We start from the raw sequence: 18,671 nt of genomic DNA, 5'->3' as shown, positions 1-18,671 counted from the left end.
GCAACAGACGCGAACGACGTCTGGATGTGGGACATCACGTATTGTGCATCAGTGGTCAAGGGAGTGTTTTATTATCTGTATCTTATCGAAGACCTGTATAGCCGAAAAATCGTTGGATATGAAGTGCATGAAAAAGAGTGTGGGCATCTGGCCGCTTTACTGGTGCAACGTACCTTACTGCGTGAGCAGTGCCTTTTTAAGCCATTAATGCTGCACTCAGATAAGGGTGCTGCGACGAAGTCACAGACACTCAAGGCCAAACTGGAAGAACTGAATGTGTTGCCTTCGTACAACAGGCCAGGTGTCAGTAATGATAATGCTTATGCGAAGTCGTTGTTCAGAACACTGAAATACCGTCCACAGTGGCCTTCCAGCGGATTTAAAAGTTTAGCGGATGCTAGGAAGTGGGTACATGATTTTACTCGATGGTATAACGATGAACACAAGCATAGCCGTATCCAGTTTGTAACACCTTCAGAGCGGCATGCAGGTCAGGATAAAATGATTTTAATGCAACGCCGTCAGGTGCTGGAAGTAGCAAAACAAGCTAATCCCGCTCGCTGGAGCGGCGATGTCAGGAACTGCTCTCCTGTAGGTGCAGTGACATTAAATCCGGGTGGGAAAACAGTAGATAAAAACGCAGCATAAAAAATAGGCAAACAGTGACAACTATCTTGAAAAACACCGTTCCACGCGACTATCTTATTGTTCGTTAACGTTATCGTGTGCTGCCGGTTCAATGACCACCACGGATCAAGCCACCCATGCCGCGACGCTCAATAAACGCGGCCATAAAACGGCGGATTTCATCCGTCGTTTGGGCTGTTAACGCTCGTTCCGCTAGGTTTGCCGCTTCAGTTAACGTGATGTGGTGTAACAGATATTTGATCCGTGCTACTTGGTAGCCATTAATGCTCAAATGACGATAGCCAAGGCCAACCAGTAACAACGCGCCCATCGGGTCACCCGCCAACTCACCACACAGGCTGACCGGTAAATTCAGCGCAGATCCCTGCAAGATCACCTGCCGTAATACCTGCAACATCGCAGGGTGCAGGCCGTCATACAGCGCAGCAACACGGGTATTATTTCGATCAACCGCCAGCAGATATTGGGTGAGATCGTTCGTGCCGACTGAAATAAAGTCGACACGGGTAGCAACATGTGCCAATAGAAAAAGCAGTGACGGCACTTCAAGCATAATGCCAATCTTTGGCTGAGGAATATCTCTGCCCAGCAACACCGCCACTTCGCGTGTCGCTCGGCTGATTAGCCGTTTTGCAGCATCAATTTCATCCAGACTGGTGATCATCGGCAGTAAGATCTGCAAATTGCCACTTTCAGCGTTGGCACGTAGCATCGCGCGTACTTGAATTAGCAATAGATCTGGCTGATCCAGGGTGATTCGCATTCCTCGCCAACCCAGGCTAGGATTCTCCTCACTCAGTGGCAGGTACGGTAGCTGTTTGTCCGCCCCGATATCAAGAGTACGTAAGGTGACCGGTTTCGGGCTATAGCGCTGCAAAATGGTGCGATAGTCTGCCGTTTGCTCCTCTTCTGAAGGGAAACCGCTTTGCAGCATAAATAACATCTCGGTGCGATAGAGGCCTACACCGTCCACCTGTTCACCAAGCCGTTGTTCATGTTCAGCACACAACCCAGCATTGAGCATGATCTGCAACCGTTCACCACTCTTGAGCTGTGCGACCTGAGTCACCTCGGCTTCGGCACGCTGACTCAGTTCCTGTTCCTGGATCAGCACTCGCTGGTACTCTTCAATCAGCAGCGGTTCGGGATTAACTAGCAGTTCACCGCGATAACCATCAACAACCAACATGCGGTTCGCCAACAACGTTGGCTGGATATCGACCCCCATAATGGTGGGGATGCCCATTGCTCGTGCCAAGATCGCGGCATGAGAGTAGGTGGCTCCGTCGCGTACCACCACACCGGCTAGGCGTTCTACCGGCAATTCTGCCAGTTGGGTGGCGGTCAGCTCTTCTGCCAACAGGATAAATCGCTGCGGCCACACCGTTGTTCCCGGTGAATACTCATCCAAATGAAATAGCAATCGCTGGCCTAATGCCCGCAAATCTTGTGCTCGCTCACGTAGATAGGCATGTTGCAGTTTAGCAAATTGGCTGGCAAAGGCATCGACGACCTGTTTTACCGCCCACTCAGCAGTTGATCTGGCATCAATTTCAGCAAACAGTGCCTGGGTAAGTCGCCGATCATTCAACAGATGGCAGTAGAGATCAAAAATTGCCGCACTCTCTTTTTGTGCACTGGCAGTGAAACGTTGGCTTAAGCGGCGAAACAGTACTCGAGCCTCTTCCAAAGCGCGCTCGAGACGCTCACGCTCACTGCTGATATCAAGTGCTGACGCTTGATAAACCTGCTCAAGTGAGGGTTGATTGCTATCTTGCCACCCCAGCGCCACCGCGACCCCCGGCGAAGCCGCCAGCGCCCGAATACGTGTCTGGCGATAGTGGCTAAACAGGGTGTTACGTTGGCTAGCAGCCAAAATACTCGCCAACTGTGTTGCCAACGTAACCAGAAAGGACTCTTCACTCTTGTCAAATTGGCGCGGCTGACGTTGCTGCACCACCAGCACACCCAAGAGCTGACGACGGTGAATAATCGGCACGCCGAGAAAGGAGCGGAAAGGGGCCTCTCTTACCTGTGGGATATATTTAAAATCGGGATGGCTGTGTGCATCAGCGAGGTTGATCGGTTCGGCAGTGCGGCCAATCAGCCCTACAATGCCCTGCTCAAATGCCAGTGTGATGATCTGCCCCGGCGGTTTTTTAAGCCCACGCGTTGCCATCAGGTAGTAGCAACGCTGGTCGTTATCCGCCAAATACAGCGAGCAAACTTCGGTCGCCATCGCCTGGCAGGTTTGATTAACCAGTAGCTCCAACGCTTCTGGCAAGTTGCTGGCCACCGCGACTTTTTCAACAATTTCACGTAGGTATGTCAGCATCGCCTCTCCTCATGGTTTGAAATTGCAGCGTGAGCCTGGCGGCAGTTCGCACCTATTACCACCAGTAACCACAGGATCCAGCGCCAGCCGAAGCAATCCTCACATCAGGTTGGAGTCGCGTTCTTCAGCGATGCCATGCATTACGCAATACCCTCTATCATGGCTAACCTCGTCTGCGGCGATGATGGCCAGACGATCGCGGAACATTCGGTTCCTGCATTGGCATCACAGCCGATGCAAACTCTTTCATTACCCGGCGATAAACCTCACGCTTAAATGAAACCACCTGGCGCACCGGATACCAGAAGCTGACCCAACGCCAGCCATCAAACTCTGGCGAGCTGCTGCGCTGTACATTGATATCCGATTCATTACAGAGCAATTGCAGTAAAAACCATTTCTGTTTTTGGCCAATACAGACGGGTTTAGTGTCCCAGCGCACTAGACGTTTTGGTAATTTGTAACGCAACCATTGGCGTGTTGAAGCCAGAATGCGTACATCCTTTTTGTTCAGTCCCACTTCTTCAAACAGTTCGCGATACATCGCCTGTTCTGCTGTTTCGCCTGGTTTGATACCACCTTGCGGAAACTGCCACGAATGTTGACCAAAGCGGCGCGCCCACAGCACCTGCCCCTGACGATTGCAGATTACGATACCAACGTTCGGGCGGTAGCCATCATCATCGATCACTAGACTACCTCGATAAGGATAAATTTGTACTTATAGACCGATTGTTTCACACAACGCCCCGACCGGTAAACTACTGTGTTATGCACCAGAGAAGAACAGGGTTGTTTTTCCGCTACCACTCACCAGTTCACACAACGGGTTGAACACAATAAAAAAGTGTGGTCATGCTGCCCACTCTCACTGCGCCAGGCAGCAAACACCGTTCAACAAGGTGTGCCAACCCGATCAATGCTAGCAGATTACCACACCCTTGATTACCGCACGATAACCTACAGAACAATCTTAAGTTAACACACAGATAATGGCTTAGTTATAAACAACCCAGAACACATCCTAAGCTTTATTGGCGAATCCTGTGGGTAATTTTGTGTATAACGGCAGGGATAAGCAGGTAAAACTGATTATGCCTTATATAAGTTAGCATCTTTGATGAGTCTTGTTTTTTATTTAAAACAAATAAATAGATTAGTTAAGTGATAAAAAAAACCATTATGCAGCAAATGTTAGCACATAAAATGAACAGTCACTGATAAAGATGGCATCCTGCCATTTTATCCACAGATTATTCGACCGAATAAGTCACAAACCCAAGTGTCAACACTGTAAATAGAACCAGTATTTGCTAAAAAATGGGGTTATCCCAAAAATCTGTGGGTAAATAGGTGTAAAATCCTGTTCATTGTCGGTGGCTAGTGGTGGAAAAGCGCTGTTAATCAGCATCGACAGTGATCGGGTGAAAATTAAATAAGATTAAAATCAATTAATTATTTTTTTTCTCACTGGATAACTTACTATCTGGCAGGTTGTGAATTAATGCTGTTCATTTTTTAACCAATTTACCAAGGTGCCATTGATGCTATCTTTACCCTCGTTGCCACCAGAGAACGAACAGCAGTTATTGCAGCGTGCTCGTGCGTTAGCTGGTTTTACTCTCGGTGAACTGGCTAGTTGGGCACAGATCACCATTCCGCGTGATCTAAGACGCGACAAGGGATGGGTGGGAATGTTGCTGGAACGTTACTTGGGAGCAATCGCCGGTAGCAAGCCAGAGCAGGACTTTCCCGAACTGGGCATTGAGCTAAAAACCATCCCAGTCAATGCCGCTGGTCAACCACTGGAAACCACCTTTGTCTGCGTCGCACCACTGACCGGCAACAGTGGTGTTACCTGGCTCAATAGCCATGTTAGGCGTAAATTGGCACGTGTGTTGTGGATTCCAGTCGAAGGCGAACGCCAGATCCCTTTGCCACAGCGACGTGTTGGCTCACCGCTGTTATGGCAACCGTCTCAGCAAGAGGAAGAGCAGTTACGGCGTGATTGGGAAGAGTTGATGGATCTGATTGTGCTGGGGCAGATTGAGCGAGTCACTGCCCGCCACGGAGAAGTGTTGCAACTGCGCCCGAAAGCAGCCAATAACCGCGCATTAACTGAAGCGATTGGTGAACACGGCCAACCGATCCTGACACTGCCTCGCGGATTTTATTTGAAGAAAAATTTCACTGGCACACTGTTGGCTCGCCATTTTGCCGTCGCACGCTAGGCTGCGTTGTGTGTCTGGATAATAAAATCTGCCTTTCTCCCTGTATTTAAAATAGATATTCATAAATTCTATTTGCTCAATCTGTTAGGATCTGTAAACTCGGCAGTTCGGTACCCATGGTCAGGATGGCTATTGGGCAGTTCTCCTTTTTACTTTCAAGGTCTTGATAAAATGTTTGAATGGATGATGGATCCGAATGCGTGGTTAGCGCTAGGGACACTGACAATTCTGGAAATCATATTAGGTATTGATAATATAATTTTCATTTCTCTGGTGGTGTCAAAATTACCGCCAGCACAACAAAACAGGGCGCGTCGTATTGGGTTAAGTGCTGCAATGTTAATGCGCTTGGCACTGCTGGCTTCAATTGCTTGGGTGATCCGTTTAACAGAGCCGCTGTTCAGCCTGTTTGAACACCCCTTCTCTGCTCGTGATCTTATTTTACTGCTTGGTGGGCTATTCTTGATCTGGAAAGCGAGCCAAGAGATCCACGAAAGCATCGAAAATGGAAAAGAAAAAGCGCCTAGTAAGGTAAACAGCTTTTTCAGTGCCATTGTGCAAATTATGTTGCTGGACATTATCTTCAGCCTTGATTCAGTGATCACCGCTGTGGGGCTTTCCGATCACCTGTTTATCATGATGGCTGCGGTGGTGATCTCGGTGATGGTGATGCTGTTCGCTGCTCGCCCCATCGGTGAGTTTGTTAACCGCCACCCCTCAGTGAAAATGCTGGCACTGGCGTTTCTGATCCTGGTCGGTTTTACCCTGATACTGGAAAGTTTTCAGGTGCATATACCGAAAGGTTATATCTACTTTGCGATGTTTTTCTCAATGTCAGTTGAGGCGCTTAACCTGCTGCGCAACAAAAAAACACCGTCACACTGATATCGACCCCGTACGACAACAGCGTCAGTTCGGTATGATCGTCTGACGCAACCAACGGCAATACGATACCGAATTGCCGTTGCTGACCGCGCAACACGTTGTGATTAACTGTTTTTACTATCACCCAACGACAACACGCACTGCCAGCGCTGCTTTCTTAATCGTGAATCAAGTTAGTGCTGCTTTTTTGGCTGTTTTGTGACATAAAACGAGCCTTGCCGCCACTCAGCCAGTATAATCACCAGCCGTCATTACCCTTCGGTGGCTGTCAGTGTTAACTTGGCCGAAGGAACTCTTTTTCGTAACAGGGATACTTCTACATGCAACTCATCATGAGCTTAGCGGGCATGGCAGTTCTGATTGCCATTGCGGTACTGCTTTCCAGTAATAGGCGTGCAATTAATCTGCGCACCGTAATCGGTGCCTTTATCATTCAAGTCGGTATCGGCGCGTTGGTGTTATACGTGCCCCTCGGGCGGCAAATTCTCGGCAGTATGTCTGCCGGTGTGGCAAGCGTTATTGCTTACGGTAATGAAGGCATCTCGTTTATTTTTGGCGGTCTGGTCTCTGACAAGATGTTTGAAGTGTTTGGCGGCGGTGGTTTTGTGTTCGCGCTGCGCGTGCTGCCGGTGATCGTCTTCTTCTCCTCTCTGATTGCTGTACTCTACTACCTCGGCATCATGCAGTTAATCATCAAAGTGTTAGGTGGCAGCCTACAGAAGCTACTGGGCACTTCACGTACTGAGTCACTGTCAGCAACTGCCAATATTTTTGTTGGTCAAACTGAAGCGCCGCTGTTAGTACGCCCCTATATTGCCAACATGACGCAATCTGAACTGTTTGCGGTGATGTGTGGTGGTTTGGCTTCGGTTGCTGGTGCGGTGCTAGCCGGTTATGCACAAGTTGGGGTGCCTCTGGAGTACCTGATTGCCGCTTCGTTTATGGCAGCGCCCGGCGGGTTACTGTTCGCAAAACTGATGGTGCCTGAAACAGAAACTCCTCATGATCAAGATGATGCGATGGAGTTGATGGCCAAACAGGATCGTCCGACTAACGTTATCGATGCTGCCGCATCGGGCGCGGCATCAGGCATGCAGTTGGCTCTCAATGTGGGCGCCATGTTACTGGCGTTTATCGCGCTGATTGCACTACTAAACGGTATTCTTGGCGGTGTCGGTGGCTGGTTTAACTATCCTCAACTCTCTTTAGAGCTGATCCTCGGCTGGTTGTTTGCCCCAATCGCTTTCCTGATTGGCGTGCCGTGGAGTGAAGCGACGGTCGCCGGTTCATTTATTGGCCAGAAGGTTGTCGTTAACGAATTTGTCGCCTACCTGAATTTTGGTGCCTATCTACGTGCTGATGAGGTGGTGAGTGCCGCTGGTCTGCAAGTGCTATCCACACACACTAAAGCCATTATCTCATTTGCCCTCTGTGGATTTGCCAACCTCTCTTCAGTGGCCATTCTACTAGGCGGTATCGGTAGCATGGCGCCTAGTCGTCGGCATGATATTGCCCGTTTTGGCATCAAAGCGGTGGTTGCAGGTACCCTCTCTAACCTGATGAGTGCCGCAATTGCTGGTTTCTTCCTCTCGTTGTAACTGCTCACTGCGCTGTCGATCGCTCTGATCGACAGCGTTGCTGCTCGCTGATTAAGTAATGAGGCGCTCTATGGCTGTTCCCCCACAACACTCTTCACTGTTACCACTCGAGGGCGGTATCAACTTTCGTGATCTGGGTGGTTATCGTGTTACTGATGGTCGTTACGTCAAATCAGGGATGCTGTTTCGTTCCGGTGCATTGGCCAATTTGAGCACCACTGACTGCCAGTTGCTGGCACAACTTCCGGTACGTTATGTGCTCGATTACCGTGATGGTGATGAAGTGGCGGCTAAACCCAATGTGCTCTGGCCTGGTGTCGCTTATCACCATATTCCCGCCAATCCGCTCAGCCAGGAGGTAAATGCCAATCTGGACAAACTCACTAACGAGTGGCTAGCCGGGTTTGATGGCCAACGCTTTATGTTGGAACTCTATCGCCGCTTGCCCTTTAACAACCCCGGTTATCACCAACTGGTACAACTGCTGCTGGCGATGGAGAGCGGAGCGATTGTGCAGCACTGCGCAGTAGGTAAAGATCGCACTGGTTGTGGTTCGGCACTGGTGTTGCTGGCACTGGGTGCTGATGAAGCCACCGTGATGGAGGATTATCTGTTAACAGAAACCACACTGAGCCACTTTCGTAACTCGTTGTTAGCACAGCTTGGTGAGCGTTTTAATGCACATGCGATGGCACAATTCCGCTATATTTTTAGTGCGCGAGAAGAGTTTCTGCAAACCGCATTGAACACGATTACCAACCAATATGGTTCAACAGATAGCTGGTTAATGGCTGAATATGGCTTAGGTCACGCCGAACGTGAGCAGTTGCAGCAATTTTATCTGGAAACTCGCCATGTTTAGCCACCATTTAACCAAACAGCGCCGTGTTAAGGTATCCTTGCCCGCTCAACCCCTCTGGGCATCAAGGAGTCTATGTTGAGTCTGAGTGAGATTGTTCTCTGGGTCAGTGACGTGGTGGTACAGCACCAACACTGGGCACCGCCAATTATCTTTCTGTTAGCCTTCGGCGAGTCGCTGGCTTTTCTTTCGCTACTGTTACCCGCCACCGTGATCTTGTTGGCACTGGGTGCCCTGATCGGTGAGAGCGGTATTGCTTTCTGGCCGATCTGGCTGGCTGCCGCCAGTGGTGCTTTTTTTGGTGATTGGATCTCGTACTGGGTTGGTTATCACTATAAACAACGTGTTGCCGAAATGTGGCCGCTGTCGCGCAATCCACAACTGTTGCAGCGAGGGCATGCATTCTTCGAACGCTGGGGAGTATTGGGGATCTTTTTTGGTCGGTTTTTTGGCCCACTACGTGCTGTGGTACCGTTGGTCGGTGGCATCTGTGAGATGCCACAGTTGCGCTTTCAACTGGCCAATATCACCTCTGCGATGATTTGGGCATTTGGTATTCTGGCACCCGGTGTGTTTGGTATCCAGTGGCTTTCTGGCTGGTTTGGTTAGCCGCTAAACGCTGTAACCAAGGGCATGTTGGCACTACTGCGCTTATTGAGCACCAACCAACGATTGTGTTTGTGCTCGGCAATTAACACCCTCACCAACCAACAACCGCCGTTGCCCCTTGGCATTGCCAAGGGGATCATTTGATACTGGCTATGTCGCGCTTGTGAGCACAGTGACTGTTGAATTAATGTGCATCAACAAAGACGATCTTCAATACAAACAGCAGCGCTACCACCACCACACATGGGCTGATCTCACGCCAACGCCCTGTCCCCAGTTTCATCACGCAGTAAGAGATAAAACCTAACGCAATCCCTTCAGTGATTGAAAAACTAAATGGCATCATTGCTGCGGTAACGAAAGCCGGTACGGCTTCAGTCATATCCTCCCACTTCACGCGCGCCAGGCTTGAGGTCATTAATACCCCAACGTAGATCAATGCTCCGGCAGCAGCATAAGCTGGCACCATACCAGCCAACGGTGAAAGGAAAATCACCAGCAAAAACAGCAGACCCACTACAACCGCAGTTAATCCGGTTCTGCCACCGACAGAAACCCCTGCCGAGCTTTCGATGTAGGCAGTGACGGAAGAGGTGCCGGCCAACGCCCCCGTTACCGAGCTGATACTGTCTACATAAAGCGCTTTTTTCATTGCTGGAAATTGGCCTTTCTCATCAGTCAGTCCGGCTTTATCGGTGACGCCTATCAGTGTGCCGGAAGAGTCGAACAGGTTAACCAGCATAAAAGCGAAGATGACACCTGCCAGGTTAAGGCTCAATGCTCCAGCGATGTCGACTTGACCAACCACTGAGCTGACATCGGGTGGCATGGAAAAGATGCCACGATACTGAACATCACCTAACATCCAGCCAATCAATGTGGTCACCACAATCGAGATCAGCACCGCTGCATGGATATTGCGTGAAGCCAATACTGCGATGATAAAAAAGCCCAGTGCCCCGAGCAGCACACTGTGTGAAGTGAGATGACCAATCGTCACCAATGTATCTGGGTTGGCCACCACAATACCGGCATTTTTTAGCCCCATCATTGCGATAAACAGACCAATACCACTGGTGATCCCAACACGCAGGCTGACAGGAATGTTGGCGATCATCCAGTAACGCACACGCAGCAGCGTCAGCAACAGGAAACCGACTGATCCCCAAAAAATGGCGCCCATGCCCACCTGCCAGGAGATCCCCATTGCACCCACTACAACAAAAGCAAAGAAGGCATTCAACCCCATTGCTGGTGCTAATGCCACTGGCAGATTAGCCAGCAAGCCCATAAAAATGCTGCCAAAAGCAGCGATAAGGCACGTGGTAACAAACACCGCCTGAGTGTCCATACCTGCCACACCCAAAATCTGTGGGTTAACGAACACGATATAGACCATAGTTAAAAAGGTGGTGAAACCAGCGATGGTTTCTGTACGCGCCGTGGTGCCATGCTGCTTGAGTTTAAATAGCCGCTCAAGCGTGCCTTGTGTGGCCTGCGTGCTGAGATCTTGTTTGCTCATGAGTCGATTCCAAAGGGGAAGATAAATTCGCGTTGGCTATCCTATACCAAAAGATGCGCCGATTGATCCCCCACCTTGTTTTTTATCTGCCGTTACCACTAAACAGTCGCAATTTAGTGCCAACAGGGTAAAGTAGCTGCCTGCACGCTCCCGTGTAACGACAATAACCGCCTATCCGTTCTGTGCTTGGGCCTGTTCGCAATCCTCATCTGACTGTGGGCGTGGGTTCGTTACACACAGCCACTCTCCAAGCTGGTTGTAACCACATAACGCGAATGGGCTGTAAACTCATTTAAGAGATCTCGTTTAATGAATCAGGTTGAAGCTATTTTATTTGATTGCGACGGCACCTTGGTTGACAGTGAAATCTTATGTAGCCGTGCCTACGTGAAGATGTTTGCCCATTGCGGTATTGACTTGGATCTGGAGGAAATTTTTAAACTGTACAAAGGGGTAAAGCTGCACGAAATCATTGAGCGTGTCGGTAGCTCTCGCGGAGTCACACTGCCGACGGCTGAATTGGAACCGCTCTATCGCCAAGAGGTGGCAACACTGTTTGAGCGTGAACTGCAGCCGATTGCCTACGCACGTGAACTGTTGGCTCGGATCAATGCTCCGATTTGCACCGTCTCCAACGGGCCAGTCAGCAAAATGCAGCACTCACTCGGGCTGACTGGTATGTTGTCTTATTTTGCCGATCGTCTATTTAGTGGTTATGACATTCAACGCTGGAAGCCAGATCCAGCGATTATCTTTCATGCGGCCGAACAGATGCAGGTTGCTGTCGAACGCACCATTCTGATCGACGATTCACCCGCTGGCGTGCAAGCCGGAATTGCTGCTGAGATCCCGGTATTCTACTTCTGTGCGGATCAACACAACCCAGTGATTGATCACCCGTTAGTCACTCGATTTGATCATCTGGCTCAGTTACCACAGTTATGGCACCAGCGCGGCTGGCAACTCACCGATTAACGGTGCTGTCGCACTGGCAAGTGTTGATGTCAGCGGTTCGATATGCTCTATTTCTGTGCGCAGCCACTCCTGAAAATAGCGCACTCGCGGCAGTTCGCGCTTGCCTGGCGGACTCTCCAACCAGTAGCCATGCGTGCTTTTCACCACCAGCGGAGAGAGCATCATGAGTAAGCCGCTGTTCAACTCGTTGCGGATCATCATGGCATCAAGCACCGCGTAGCCGGTGCCGGTAATGCAAGCATTAATAACTTGATCTTGGGTGCTAAACTCCAATCCACCAGCCGGTTGTATGGCGCTGCAACCGGCTGCATCCAGCCAACATTGCCAGGTTTCCATCCGTTTATCGCCATCTAAGATGTGCAATTGCGGCTGACTACTCAACGACGGAAACTGCCCGTTATTGATCAACAGTGGGCTACCAACCAGCACTAACCGTTCATGGCATAGCCACTCTTCTTCTGCCGTAGCCTGTTCCGGTTTGCCGAAACGTACCGCACAATCGAAATCGCAATATTTCTGCCGAGTTTCACTGATTAACGCAATCTGCAGTTGGCTGTTGCGCTGACGCAACGTCACCAAACGCGGTGCTAACCAGCGGGTGGCGAATGTCGGTGCCACCTGCAAGCGCAAATGTTGCCAGGGATTGTGCAACTGCACATGACGAATCCCCTCTTCGAGGATATCCAGCGATTGACGCACAATCGGCAACAGTGCCATCGCATCCTGCGTCAACGCCAAGCCGCTATGACTACGCACAAACAATAATTTACCGAGAAATTCCTCTAACTGTTTCATCTGACGGCTGGCTGCGCTCTGGGTGATAAACAGCGCTTCGGCAGCTTTACTGAAACTCAATGTCCGGCAAGTCTCTTCGAAAACGCGCAACATACTCAATGATGGCAGTTTTCTCATGATATCTACATCCCTCGCCCTAGTGCGTTAACCATATGTTGTCAATTTGATACCAATTCTAGCAATTCGCAGCTTTTATTTACCAAAAACCAGAAGCAGATCACATGCATTTTTTGCTCAGGGGTATGACTAAAATGCACTCGCTTACTGCCAAATCTGCTGCCACATTGTTAACGTGAACAAAACAAAAAACCAACAACCTTCCTACACGCAGCACTTCAACTACAGAGGCAGGTATCAATGCAACATTTGACACAACAAAAAATCCGTATGGACGATGTGCCGCTCAGTCGCTTTCACATCAAAATTGCTGGATTAACGTTCGGCGCTCACTTCACAGATGGTTATGTTTTAGGTGTCATCGGCTTTGCTCTGGCACAAATTAAGCCACAAATGGGACTCACTCCATTCTGGGAGGGGATGCTCGGTAGTTCGGCACTGATTGGGTTGTTTATTGGCAGCTTGGTACTGGGCTGGATTTCTGACTATGTCGGTCGACAGAAGATATTCAGCTTCAGCTTTGTGATCATTACCTTAGCATCAGCATTGCAGTTCTTTGCTAGCACTCCTGAACAACTTTTCCTGTTACGTGTGCTAATTGGTATCGGGCTGGGTGGTGATTATTCGGTAGGTCACACCATGCTGGCGGAGTTTTCACCACGCAAACATCGCGGCGTGCTGCTTGGCTCCTTTAGCGTGATCTGGACCTTTGGCTATGTCGCCGCCGGATTTGCTGGCCACTTCCTGACCGCATTAGGCCCTGATGCCTGGCGTTGGTTGCTCTCATCCTCAACCATTCCGGCAGTGATCATTCTGCTGCTACGTATCGGTACCCCAGAGTCACCGCGTTGGCTGATGGGCAAAGGGCGACGCGAACAAGCACTGGCAATCGTGCATAAATATTTTGGTAGCCATGTTCTGTTGAATGATGAACCACAAGTCACTTCCAAGCAGCGCTTTATGTCGCTATTTGGGCCAAAATATCGCCGTCGTACCGCCTTCAACAGCCTGTTCTTTGTCTGCTTGGTGATCCCCTATTTCGCCATCTACACCTTCCTGCCCTCAATCCTGAACGTGATGGGGCTAGATAACAACTTCGCTACCGATCTGTTGCTCAATGGGCTGCTGGTGGTCGGAGCACTGTTCGGCATTGTGTTGACGGTCGTCTGTTCACGCCGAGGATTCTTGATCGGCTCATTCATCTTCCTAGCAATCTGTTTGGTGCTATTGACGCTAATCCCAGCAAATCAAACCGTTTGGCTTATCGCTGCCTTTGCCGCCTTTACCTTGGTGATGTCTGCTGTCAGTAACCTGGTGGGTGTATTCCCAGCCGAGAGTTTCCCGACTGAAGTCCGTTCTATGGGAGTCGGCTTTGCCACCTCAATGAGCCGTCTGGGCTCTGCCATCGGCACCAGCTTGCTGCCGTTAGCAATCGTCAACTATGGCATGCCAGCCACCACCGGCATGTTAGCGCTGATCCTGATTATTGGTGCTGTGGTCTCGATCGCTTGGGCGCCGGAGACCAAAGGGCTAACACTGGTTGATGCAGCTCAGGATAGTACACCGCAAGCTGAGCGTGCTTTCGCCATCGAGGCGGAATAACTGAATCTTGTTCAAGAAAGGAGGTTTTCGTGGAAATGTATATCGGGGAAGGCTTTGCCGGTGATGGGGTTAATGCCTCACATATCAATATCATGATTGGGCCACGTAGTGGCGTTGTCGGTCAGGCATTCTCTTCCAGCCTAGCGTCACCCAGCCAAGGTCACTGCCCATTTATGGTCGTGATCAAACCAAACGTACCGGTCAAACCGATGACACTGTATGTCAACAAAGCAGAAATTAGCAGTGAGCTGCATGGCAATGCCACTTGGGGTGCCTCACAGGCGGCGATCGCCAAGGCTGTGGCCGAAGCGTTGATTGAAGGGCTGCTGCCGCCAGAATCGGAGGATGAGTGGTGTATTGTTACCGCCAATTGGGTCAATCCTGGCTGCAATGATATTGATGAAGTCTACCTGAATAACTACCAGGCCTGTACACAGGCGATCCGTGCCGCTATGGAGAAATTGCCAACTTGGCACCAGTTAGTTCAGGCTCTGCCACAACTCGGCAATCCGTTCTATACCCCCAAGGGCTAAGGAGCAGAGAATGGAATACATCAATCTGGGACAATGTGGTTTGAAGGTATCGCGGCTCTGCCTGGGAACCATGAATATGGGTAGCAAACAGTGGAAACCGTGGATTTTTGATGAAGCCCAGAGCGAACCACTGATCCGCCATGCCCTGGATAGCGGTATCAACTTTATCGATCTGGCCGATTTTTACTCCAGTGGCGCAGGTGAAGAGGTGGTGGGTCGTGTGCTGAAGCGCATTGCCAACCGTGATGAACTGGTGTTGACCACCAAAGTGGGTTATCCAATTGGCAATGGCTTCAATAACCAGGGGCACTCACGTAAGCATATCATGCAGAGCATCGATGACAGTTTACGGCGTATCGGTACCGATTATGTCGATATCTATATGCTGCACTACTTTGACACCAGCACCCCGATCGAAGAGACTTGGTCGGCGATGAACGACATCGTTCGCGCCGGAAAAGCGCGCTATCTTGGTGTTTCTACCATGTACACCTGGCAACTGGCCAAGATTTTGTGGTGTTGTGAGCGTTATGGCTACAGCAAACCTGTCAACATGCAACTGCAACTCAACTGTGCCTATCGTGAAGAAGAGCGCGAGATGATCCCATTCTGTCGTGATCAGGGATTGGGGATCTCGGTATTCAGTCCGCTGGCTCGAGGACTATTGAGCTGTGACTTCAATTCAGTGCGCAACAAAACTGACTTTTTCACCCAAGAGATGTATGCCGATGCTACTTCGTTAAACGTAGCCCACTCAGTCAATCGGGTCGCACAGGCTCGAGGAGTCGCCCCGGCACAAATTGCCCAAGCCTGGGTAATTAACCATCCGGGCGTTGACGCTATGCTGGTCGGTGCCGACTCAGTGACACAAATTGACTGTGCTCTCGCTGCCCTCAGCACTCAGCTAAGCGAAGAAGAACGCTATGAACTGGAAAGAAACTACACACCTTGCGATGTGATTAATGACTATACCGCAGGTAAACGTATCGCGCGCGAAAGCCGCCCTGCTCGTGGTTTTTTTGCCGAGGATAACTTAACAACAAGGAATATCGCATGACCGCATTTGCCGAACTCATTCGCACCGGTTGGTACTGTAACGGCAGTTGGCGTACCAGCAGTGAAACTTATCCCGTGATTAATCCCGCTACCGGGGAAACTATTGTGCGCGTAGCACGAGCCGGACGCGCTGAAGCCCAAGAGGCGATCGATGCCGCTGCCGCCGCGCTCCCCGCTTGGCGAGCCAAAACCGCCAAAGCACGCTCGGAGATCCTCTATCGCTGGTTCCAATTGATCATGCAACACCAGCAGGCGCTGGCTGAACTGATGGTCACAGAACAGGGCAAGGTATTAAGCGAAGCACTCGGTGAGGTTGCTTATGCCGGTGGATTTGTTGAGTGGTTCGCTGAAGAGGCAAAACGCGCTTACGGCAAAACCATTCCAGCACCAAAAAATGGCAATCAAATCCTCACATTTAAAGAACCGGTTGGTGTGATTGGTGCCATTACCCCGTGGAATTTTCCACTCGCAATGCTGACACGTAAACTTGGCCCCGCACTGGCTGCTGGCTGTACTGCCGTGGTTAAACCGGCCAATGAAACCCCGCTGTCCGCCTTTGCGCTCACAGTATTAGCTGAACAGGCTGGCGTTCCCGCCGGTGTGATTAATGTTGTCTCAGGCTACTCATCGGCGATTGGCGAAACCATGATGGCTAACCCGGTAGTACGCAAAATATCTTTTACCGGCTCAACACCGATTGGTAAATTGCTGATGCGGCAAGCTGCCGAAAGCGTGAAAAAAGTCTCACTGGAACTTGGTGGCAATGCGCCCTTTATCGTATTCGATGATGCCGATATTGATGCTGCGATTGCCGGAGGCATGGCAGCGAAATTTCGTAACAGTGGCCAAACCTGTGTTTGTGTCAACCGCTTCTATATACAGGATGGCATCTATGACCGATTTGTTGAAAAACTGGCCGATGCTGCCCGCGCGCTGAAAGTAGCGCCAGGGCTAACCCCAGGGGCACAACAGGGGCCATTGATCAACGCAGCAGCAGTAGAGAAAGTGGAACTGCACCTCAAAGATGCGCTACAGCAAGGTGCTAAATTGGTGTGTGGTGGTGAACGCCACGCACTGGGCGGCAATTTCTTCCAGCCAACCGTCCTTGCCAATACCCACGAACAGATGCTATTAGCACAGGAAGAGACTTTTGGCCCGTTAGCGGCCTGTTTCCGTTTTAGTTCTGAAGAGGAGGTGATCACACGCGCCAATAACACACCTTATGGATTATCGGCCTATCTCTATACCCGAGATTTGGCACGTGCTTTCCGTGTCAGTAGAGCACTGGAAAGCGGTATGGTGGGTATCAACGAGGGCATCGTTTCGACCGAAGTTGCTCCGTTTGGTGGCGTGAAAGAGTCTGGTTTAGGTCGTGAAGGCTCAGATATTGGTATGGAAGAGTATCTGGAAACCAAATATATCAATATGGGCCAACTGCTATAACGCCAGATGTTATTAATGCCAACTGCTAATTAGATGACACAATTAGTGAGCCAATTGTGGTTAAACGGGTTGTGCTTGAACTAGCTCAAACCTGATCTGACAGTTACCGGTTATTTATACCGGTATCTGTCAGATTACATCTGGCTCAAGTTTTTCTCAGCCCAGATGCGTTTTCCATCACGTAATATTGAAAACTTGGCTGACGTTAATCGAGGGATCACCTAGAAGCGGTGTGTCGTATGTGATGCAAGCGGCAGATATAACAAACGCATCAATCACAACAAACGACGTGCTGCCTCAACCACTATTTTTACCGCCTGGCTTTCCGCCGCCTGAATAGTTTGTAGATCCGGAATTTCTTGTTTTGTACGGTTAACTATCACACCGGCAACCATTCCCGCGCGTAATCCTTGGCTGGCACACATGGTAAACAGCGTGGCCGCTTCCATTTCATAGTTCATCACTCCCATAGCCTGCCACTGTGCCATTGAGCCTTTAAAACTGTTCACCACACGCCCAGAATAAGTATCATAACGCTCTTGGCCTGGATAGAAGGTATCGGATGAAGCAGTAATACCAATGTGTGTAGCTGCTCCACTGGCTTTCGCTGCCGCTACCAGTGCCGTAGTACATTCAAAGTCAGCCACTGCTGGGAACTCCATCGGGGCGAAGTGCAAGCTAGCGCCATCCAGACGCACTGCTGCCGTGCTCACCAGTACATCTCCTACCTGAATATTGTGCTGAATGGCTCCAGTAGTGCCGATCCGCAAAAAGGTACGTACCCCCAGTTGAGCCAGTTCTTCAACAGCAATCGAGGTTGAAGGACCACCAATCCCGGTAGAACAAACAATGACAGCCCTACCCTCCAACTCTCCTCGCCAAGAAACAAATTCGCGATGCGATGCCAGGTGTACTGGGTTAGTCATTAGTCTGGCAATTTTCTCCACTCGCTGTGGATCACCAGGAACAATAGCCAACGTAGCTCCCTGTAGATCGTTTTTAGTGAGGCCTAGATGGAAAACATCACTCTGAGCCATAACAAACTCCTCAATAATTGTATTGCAATGACAAGATGCGATAATTCTACTTTTTTCTCAGTCGGTTAACGACTGTTATCTTTAGAAAACGTTACCGCTAGCACACTATATTGAGTTGATTTTTGTTGAGTGGATTTTTCACAGTCGAAAAAGGCGCTAGTTAGCGCCATGCAAATTGCCAGTATCTCTTGTTGTAACTCATTCCCTTTTACCCAACTACACTACAGTTTGACTTAATGCGCCCGTTTGGCTTGCGTGTCAGCAATCATGACATCGGAAAAATCACACTGCTGACAATGAGCCAAAAAGCAAAACCCCCGTGTACATCAGTACACGGGGGCGCTTCTGTAGGTGCCTGGCAGTGTCCTACTCTCGCATGGGGAGACCCCACACTACCATCGGCGCTACGGCGTTTCACTTCTGAGT

16 protein-coding genes and 1 rRNA gene are annotated in these 18,671 nt (G+C 50.0%); 11 read left to right on the top strand and 6 right to left on the bottom strand.

From position 1 onward, the window contains the following. Nucleotides 1–648, top strand: a 648-nt coding sequence (locus EOJ37_RS12555; RefSeq protein ID WP_155522501.1) for a DDE-type integrase/transposase/recombinase, incomplete at its 5' end; no start/stop codon positions are given. Nucleotides 649–736: 88 nt separating this feature from the next. Here EOJ37_RS12555 and ptsP read toward each other — a convergent pair. Together ptsP and rppH are read right to left on the bottom strand one after the other, a co-directional pair. After that, nucleotides 737–2,983: a phosphoenolpyruvate--protein phosphotransferase gene (gene ptsP / locus EOJ37_RS12550; RefSeq protein ID WP_127960250.1), complete on the bottom strand. Its 2,247-nt coding sequence runs from the start codon at nucleotides 2,981–2,983 to the stop codon at nucleotides 737–739. 163 nt (nucleotides 2,984–3,146) lie between these two features. Beyond that, a complete protein-coding gene (gene rppH / locus EOJ37_RS12545) occupies nucleotides 3,147–3,674 on the bottom strand; it encodes an RNA pyrophosphohydrolase (RefSeq protein ID WP_127960249.1) in 528 nt (175 codons plus the stop codon). Nucleotides 3,675–4,527: 853 nt separating this feature from the next. Between rppH and mutH the strand changes: the two genes are divergently transcribed. The 5 genes from mutH to EOJ37_RS12520 all read left to right on the top strand — a co-directional run bounded on the left by mutH (nucleotide 4,528) and on the right by EOJ37_RS12520 (nucleotide 9,165). Further along, complete coding sequence (gene mutH, locus EOJ37_RS12540) at nucleotides 4,528–5,214, top strand: DNA mismatch repair endonuclease MutH (RefSeq protein ID WP_127960248.1); 687 nt, start codon at nucleotides 4,528–4,530, stop codon at nucleotides 5,212–5,214. A 171-nt stretch (nucleotides 5,215–5,385) separates the two neighbouring features. Continuing rightward, nucleotides 5,386–6,099, top strand: coding sequence for a TerC family protein (locus tag EOJ37_RS12535; protein WP_127960251.1), 714 nt, complete (start codon nucleotides 5,386–5,388; stop codon nucleotides 6,097–6,099). 332 nt (nucleotides 6,100–6,431) lie between these two features. Continuing rightward, nucleotides 6,432–7,697: a NupC/NupG family nucleoside CNT transporter gene (locus tag EOJ37_RS12530; protein ID WP_206194059.1), complete on the top strand. Its 1,266-nt coding sequence runs from the start codon at nucleotides 6,432–6,434 to the stop codon at nucleotides 7,695–7,697. 70 nt (nucleotides 7,698–7,767) lie between these two features. Continuing rightward, on the top strand, nucleotides 7,768–8,559 hold the full coding sequence (locus EOJ37_RS12525; protein ID WP_127960246.1) for a tyrosine-protein phosphatase: 792 nt from the start codon (nucleotides 7,768–7,770) through the stop codon (nucleotides 8,557–8,559). Nucleotides 8,560–8,631: 72 nt separating this feature from the next. Further along, the gene (locus tag EOJ37_RS12520; protein WP_127960245.1) at nucleotides 8,632–9,165 is read left to right on the top strand and encodes a DedA family protein; all 534 of its coding nucleotides are present in this window, start codon (nucleotides 8,632–8,634) and stop codon (nucleotides 9,163–9,165) included. A 184-nt stretch (nucleotides 9,166–9,349) separates the two neighbouring features. On the opposite strand, the gene EOJ37_RS12515 is transcribed toward EOJ37_RS12520, so the two are convergent. Further along, nucleotides 9,350–10,687, bottom strand: coding sequence for an NCS2 family permease (locus tag EOJ37_RS12515; protein WP_127960244.1), 1,338 nt, complete (start codon nucleotides 10,685–10,687; stop codon nucleotides 9,350–9,352). A gap of 309 nt (nucleotides 10,688–10,996) precedes the next feature. On the opposite strand from EOJ37_RS12515, the gene yieH reads away from it, so the two are divergent. Then, nucleotides 10,997–11,662: a 6-phosphogluconate phosphatase gene (yieH, locus tag EOJ37_RS12510; RefSeq protein WP_127960243.1), complete on the top strand. Its 666-nt coding sequence runs from the start codon at nucleotides 10,997–10,999 to the stop codon at nucleotides 11,660–11,662. On the opposite strand, the gene EOJ37_RS12505 is transcribed toward yieH, so the two are convergent. Continuing rightward, complete coding sequence (locus tag EOJ37_RS12505) at nucleotides 11,627–12,574, bottom strand: LysR substrate-binding domain-containing protein (protein ID WP_127960242.1); 948 nt, start codon at nucleotides 12,572–12,574, stop codon at nucleotides 11,627–11,629. The two genes, yieH and EOJ37_RS12505, sit on opposite strands and share 36 nt — an antisense overlap. A 240-nt stretch (nucleotides 12,575–12,814) precedes the next feature. On the opposite strand from EOJ37_RS12505, the gene EOJ37_RS12500 reads away from it, so the two are divergent. Genes EOJ37_RS12500 through EOJ37_RS12485 form a run of 4 tightly spaced genes read left to right on the top strand, consistent with a single transcriptional unit; the run spans nucleotide 12,815 to nucleotide 17,208 of the window. Next, the gene (locus tag EOJ37_RS12500; RefSeq protein WP_127960241.1) at nucleotides 12,815–14,176 is read left to right on the top strand and encodes an MFS transporter; all 1,362 of its coding nucleotides are present in this window, start codon (nucleotides 12,815–12,817) and stop codon (nucleotides 14,174–14,176) included. A 29-nt stretch (nucleotides 14,177–14,205) separates the two neighbouring features. Further along, entirely contained in the window at nucleotides 14,206–14,709 is a 504-nt protein-coding gene (gene fae, locus EOJ37_RS12495) for a formaldehyde-activating enzyme (protein WP_127960240.1), read from the top strand. Between the two features lie 10 nt (nucleotides 14,710–14,719). Then, the gene (locus tag EOJ37_RS12490) at nucleotides 14,720–15,766 is read left to right on the top strand and encodes an aldo/keto reductase (RefSeq protein WP_127960239.1); all 1,047 of its coding nucleotides are present in this window, start codon (nucleotides 14,720–14,722) and stop codon (nucleotides 15,764–15,766) included. Further along, the gene (locus EOJ37_RS12485) at nucleotides 15,763–17,208 is read left to right on the top strand and encodes an NAD-dependent succinate-semialdehyde dehydrogenase (RefSeq protein WP_127960238.1); all 1,446 of its coding nucleotides are present in this window, start codon (nucleotides 15,763–15,765) and stop codon (nucleotides 17,206–17,208) included. Before EOJ37_RS12490 ends, EOJ37_RS12485 begins: the two co-directional genes overlap by 4 nt. 275 nt (nucleotides 17,209–17,483) lie before the next feature. Here the strand turns inward: EOJ37_RS12485 and udp are convergent, their stop codons facing one another. Both udp and rrf read right to left on the bottom strand, forming a co-directional pair. Continuing rightward, nucleotides 17,484–18,245 carry a uridine phosphorylase gene (gene udp / locus EOJ37_RS12480; RefSeq protein ID WP_127960237.1) on the bottom strand — a complete coding sequence of 254 codons (762 nt, stop codon included), beginning with the start codon at nucleotides 18,243–18,245 and terminating at the stop codon, nucleotides 17,484–17,486. A gap of 353 nt (nucleotides 18,246–18,598) precedes the next feature. Next, nucleotides 18,599–18,671 (bottom strand): 5S ribosomal RNA (rrf, locus tag EOJ37_RS15150); the annotation flags it as partial.

This window comes from Serratia microhaemolytica, assembly GCF_004011885.1.
Classification (GTDB): domain Bacteria; phylum Pseudomonadota; class Gammaproteobacteria; order Enterobacterales; family Enterobacteriaceae; genus Serratia_G; species Serratia_G microhaemolytica.
Note: the sequence above shows the minus strand (reverse complement) of the source record. Positions and strands in the feature narration are given on the sequence as shown.

Excerpts from the sequence above, each read along its gene's own strand:
- ptsP (WP_127960250.1), bottom strand. The coding sequence starts at position 2,983 with ATGCTGACATACCTACGTGAAATTGTTGAAAAAGTCGCGGTGGCCAGC.
- mutH (WP_127960248.1), top strand. The coding sequence starts at position 4,528 with ATGCTATCTTTACCCTCGTTGCCACCAGAGAACGAACAGCAGTTATTG.
- EOJ37_RS12535 (WP_127960251.1), top strand. The coding sequence starts at position 5,386 with ATGTTTGAATGGATGATGGATCCGAATGCGTGGTTAGCGCTAGGGACA.
- EOJ37_RS12530 (WP_206194059.1), top strand. The coding sequence starts at position 6,432 with ATGAGCTTAGCGGGCATGGCAGTTCTGATTGCCATTGCGGTACTGCTT.
- EOJ37_RS12525 (WP_127960246.1), top strand. The coding sequence starts at position 7,768 with ATGGCTGTTCCCCCACAACACTCTTCACTGTTACCACTCGAGGGCGGT.
- EOJ37_RS12520 (WP_127960245.1), top strand. The coding sequence starts at position 8,632 with ATGTTGAGTCTGAGTGAGATTGTTCTCTGGGTCAGTGACGTGGTGGTA.
- EOJ37_RS12515 (WP_127960244.1), bottom strand. The coding sequence starts at position 10,687 with ATGAGCAAACAAGATCTCAGCACGCAGGCCACACAAGGCACGCTTGAG.
- yieH (WP_127960243.1), top strand. The coding sequence starts at position 10,997 with ATGAATCAGGTTGAAGCTATTTTATTTGATTGCGACGGCACCTTGGTT.
- EOJ37_RS12505 (WP_127960242.1), bottom strand. The coding sequence starts at position 12,574 with ATGAGAAAACTGCCATCATTGAGTATGTTGCGCGTTTTCGAAGAGACT.
- EOJ37_RS12500 (WP_127960241.1), top strand. The coding sequence starts at position 12,815 with ATGCAACATTTGACACAACAAAAAATCCGTATGGACGATGTGCCGCTC.
- EOJ37_RS12490 (WP_127960239.1), top strand. The coding sequence starts at position 14,720 with ATGGAATACATCAATCTGGGACAATGTGGTTTGAAGGTATCGCGGCTC.
- EOJ37_RS12485 (WP_127960238.1), top strand. The coding sequence starts at position 15,763 with ATGACCGCATTTGCCGAACTCATTCGCACCGGTTGGTACTGTAACGGC.
- udp (WP_127960237.1), bottom strand. The coding sequence starts at position 18,245 with ATGGCTCAGAGTGATGTTTTCCATCTAGGCCTCACTAAAAACGATCTA.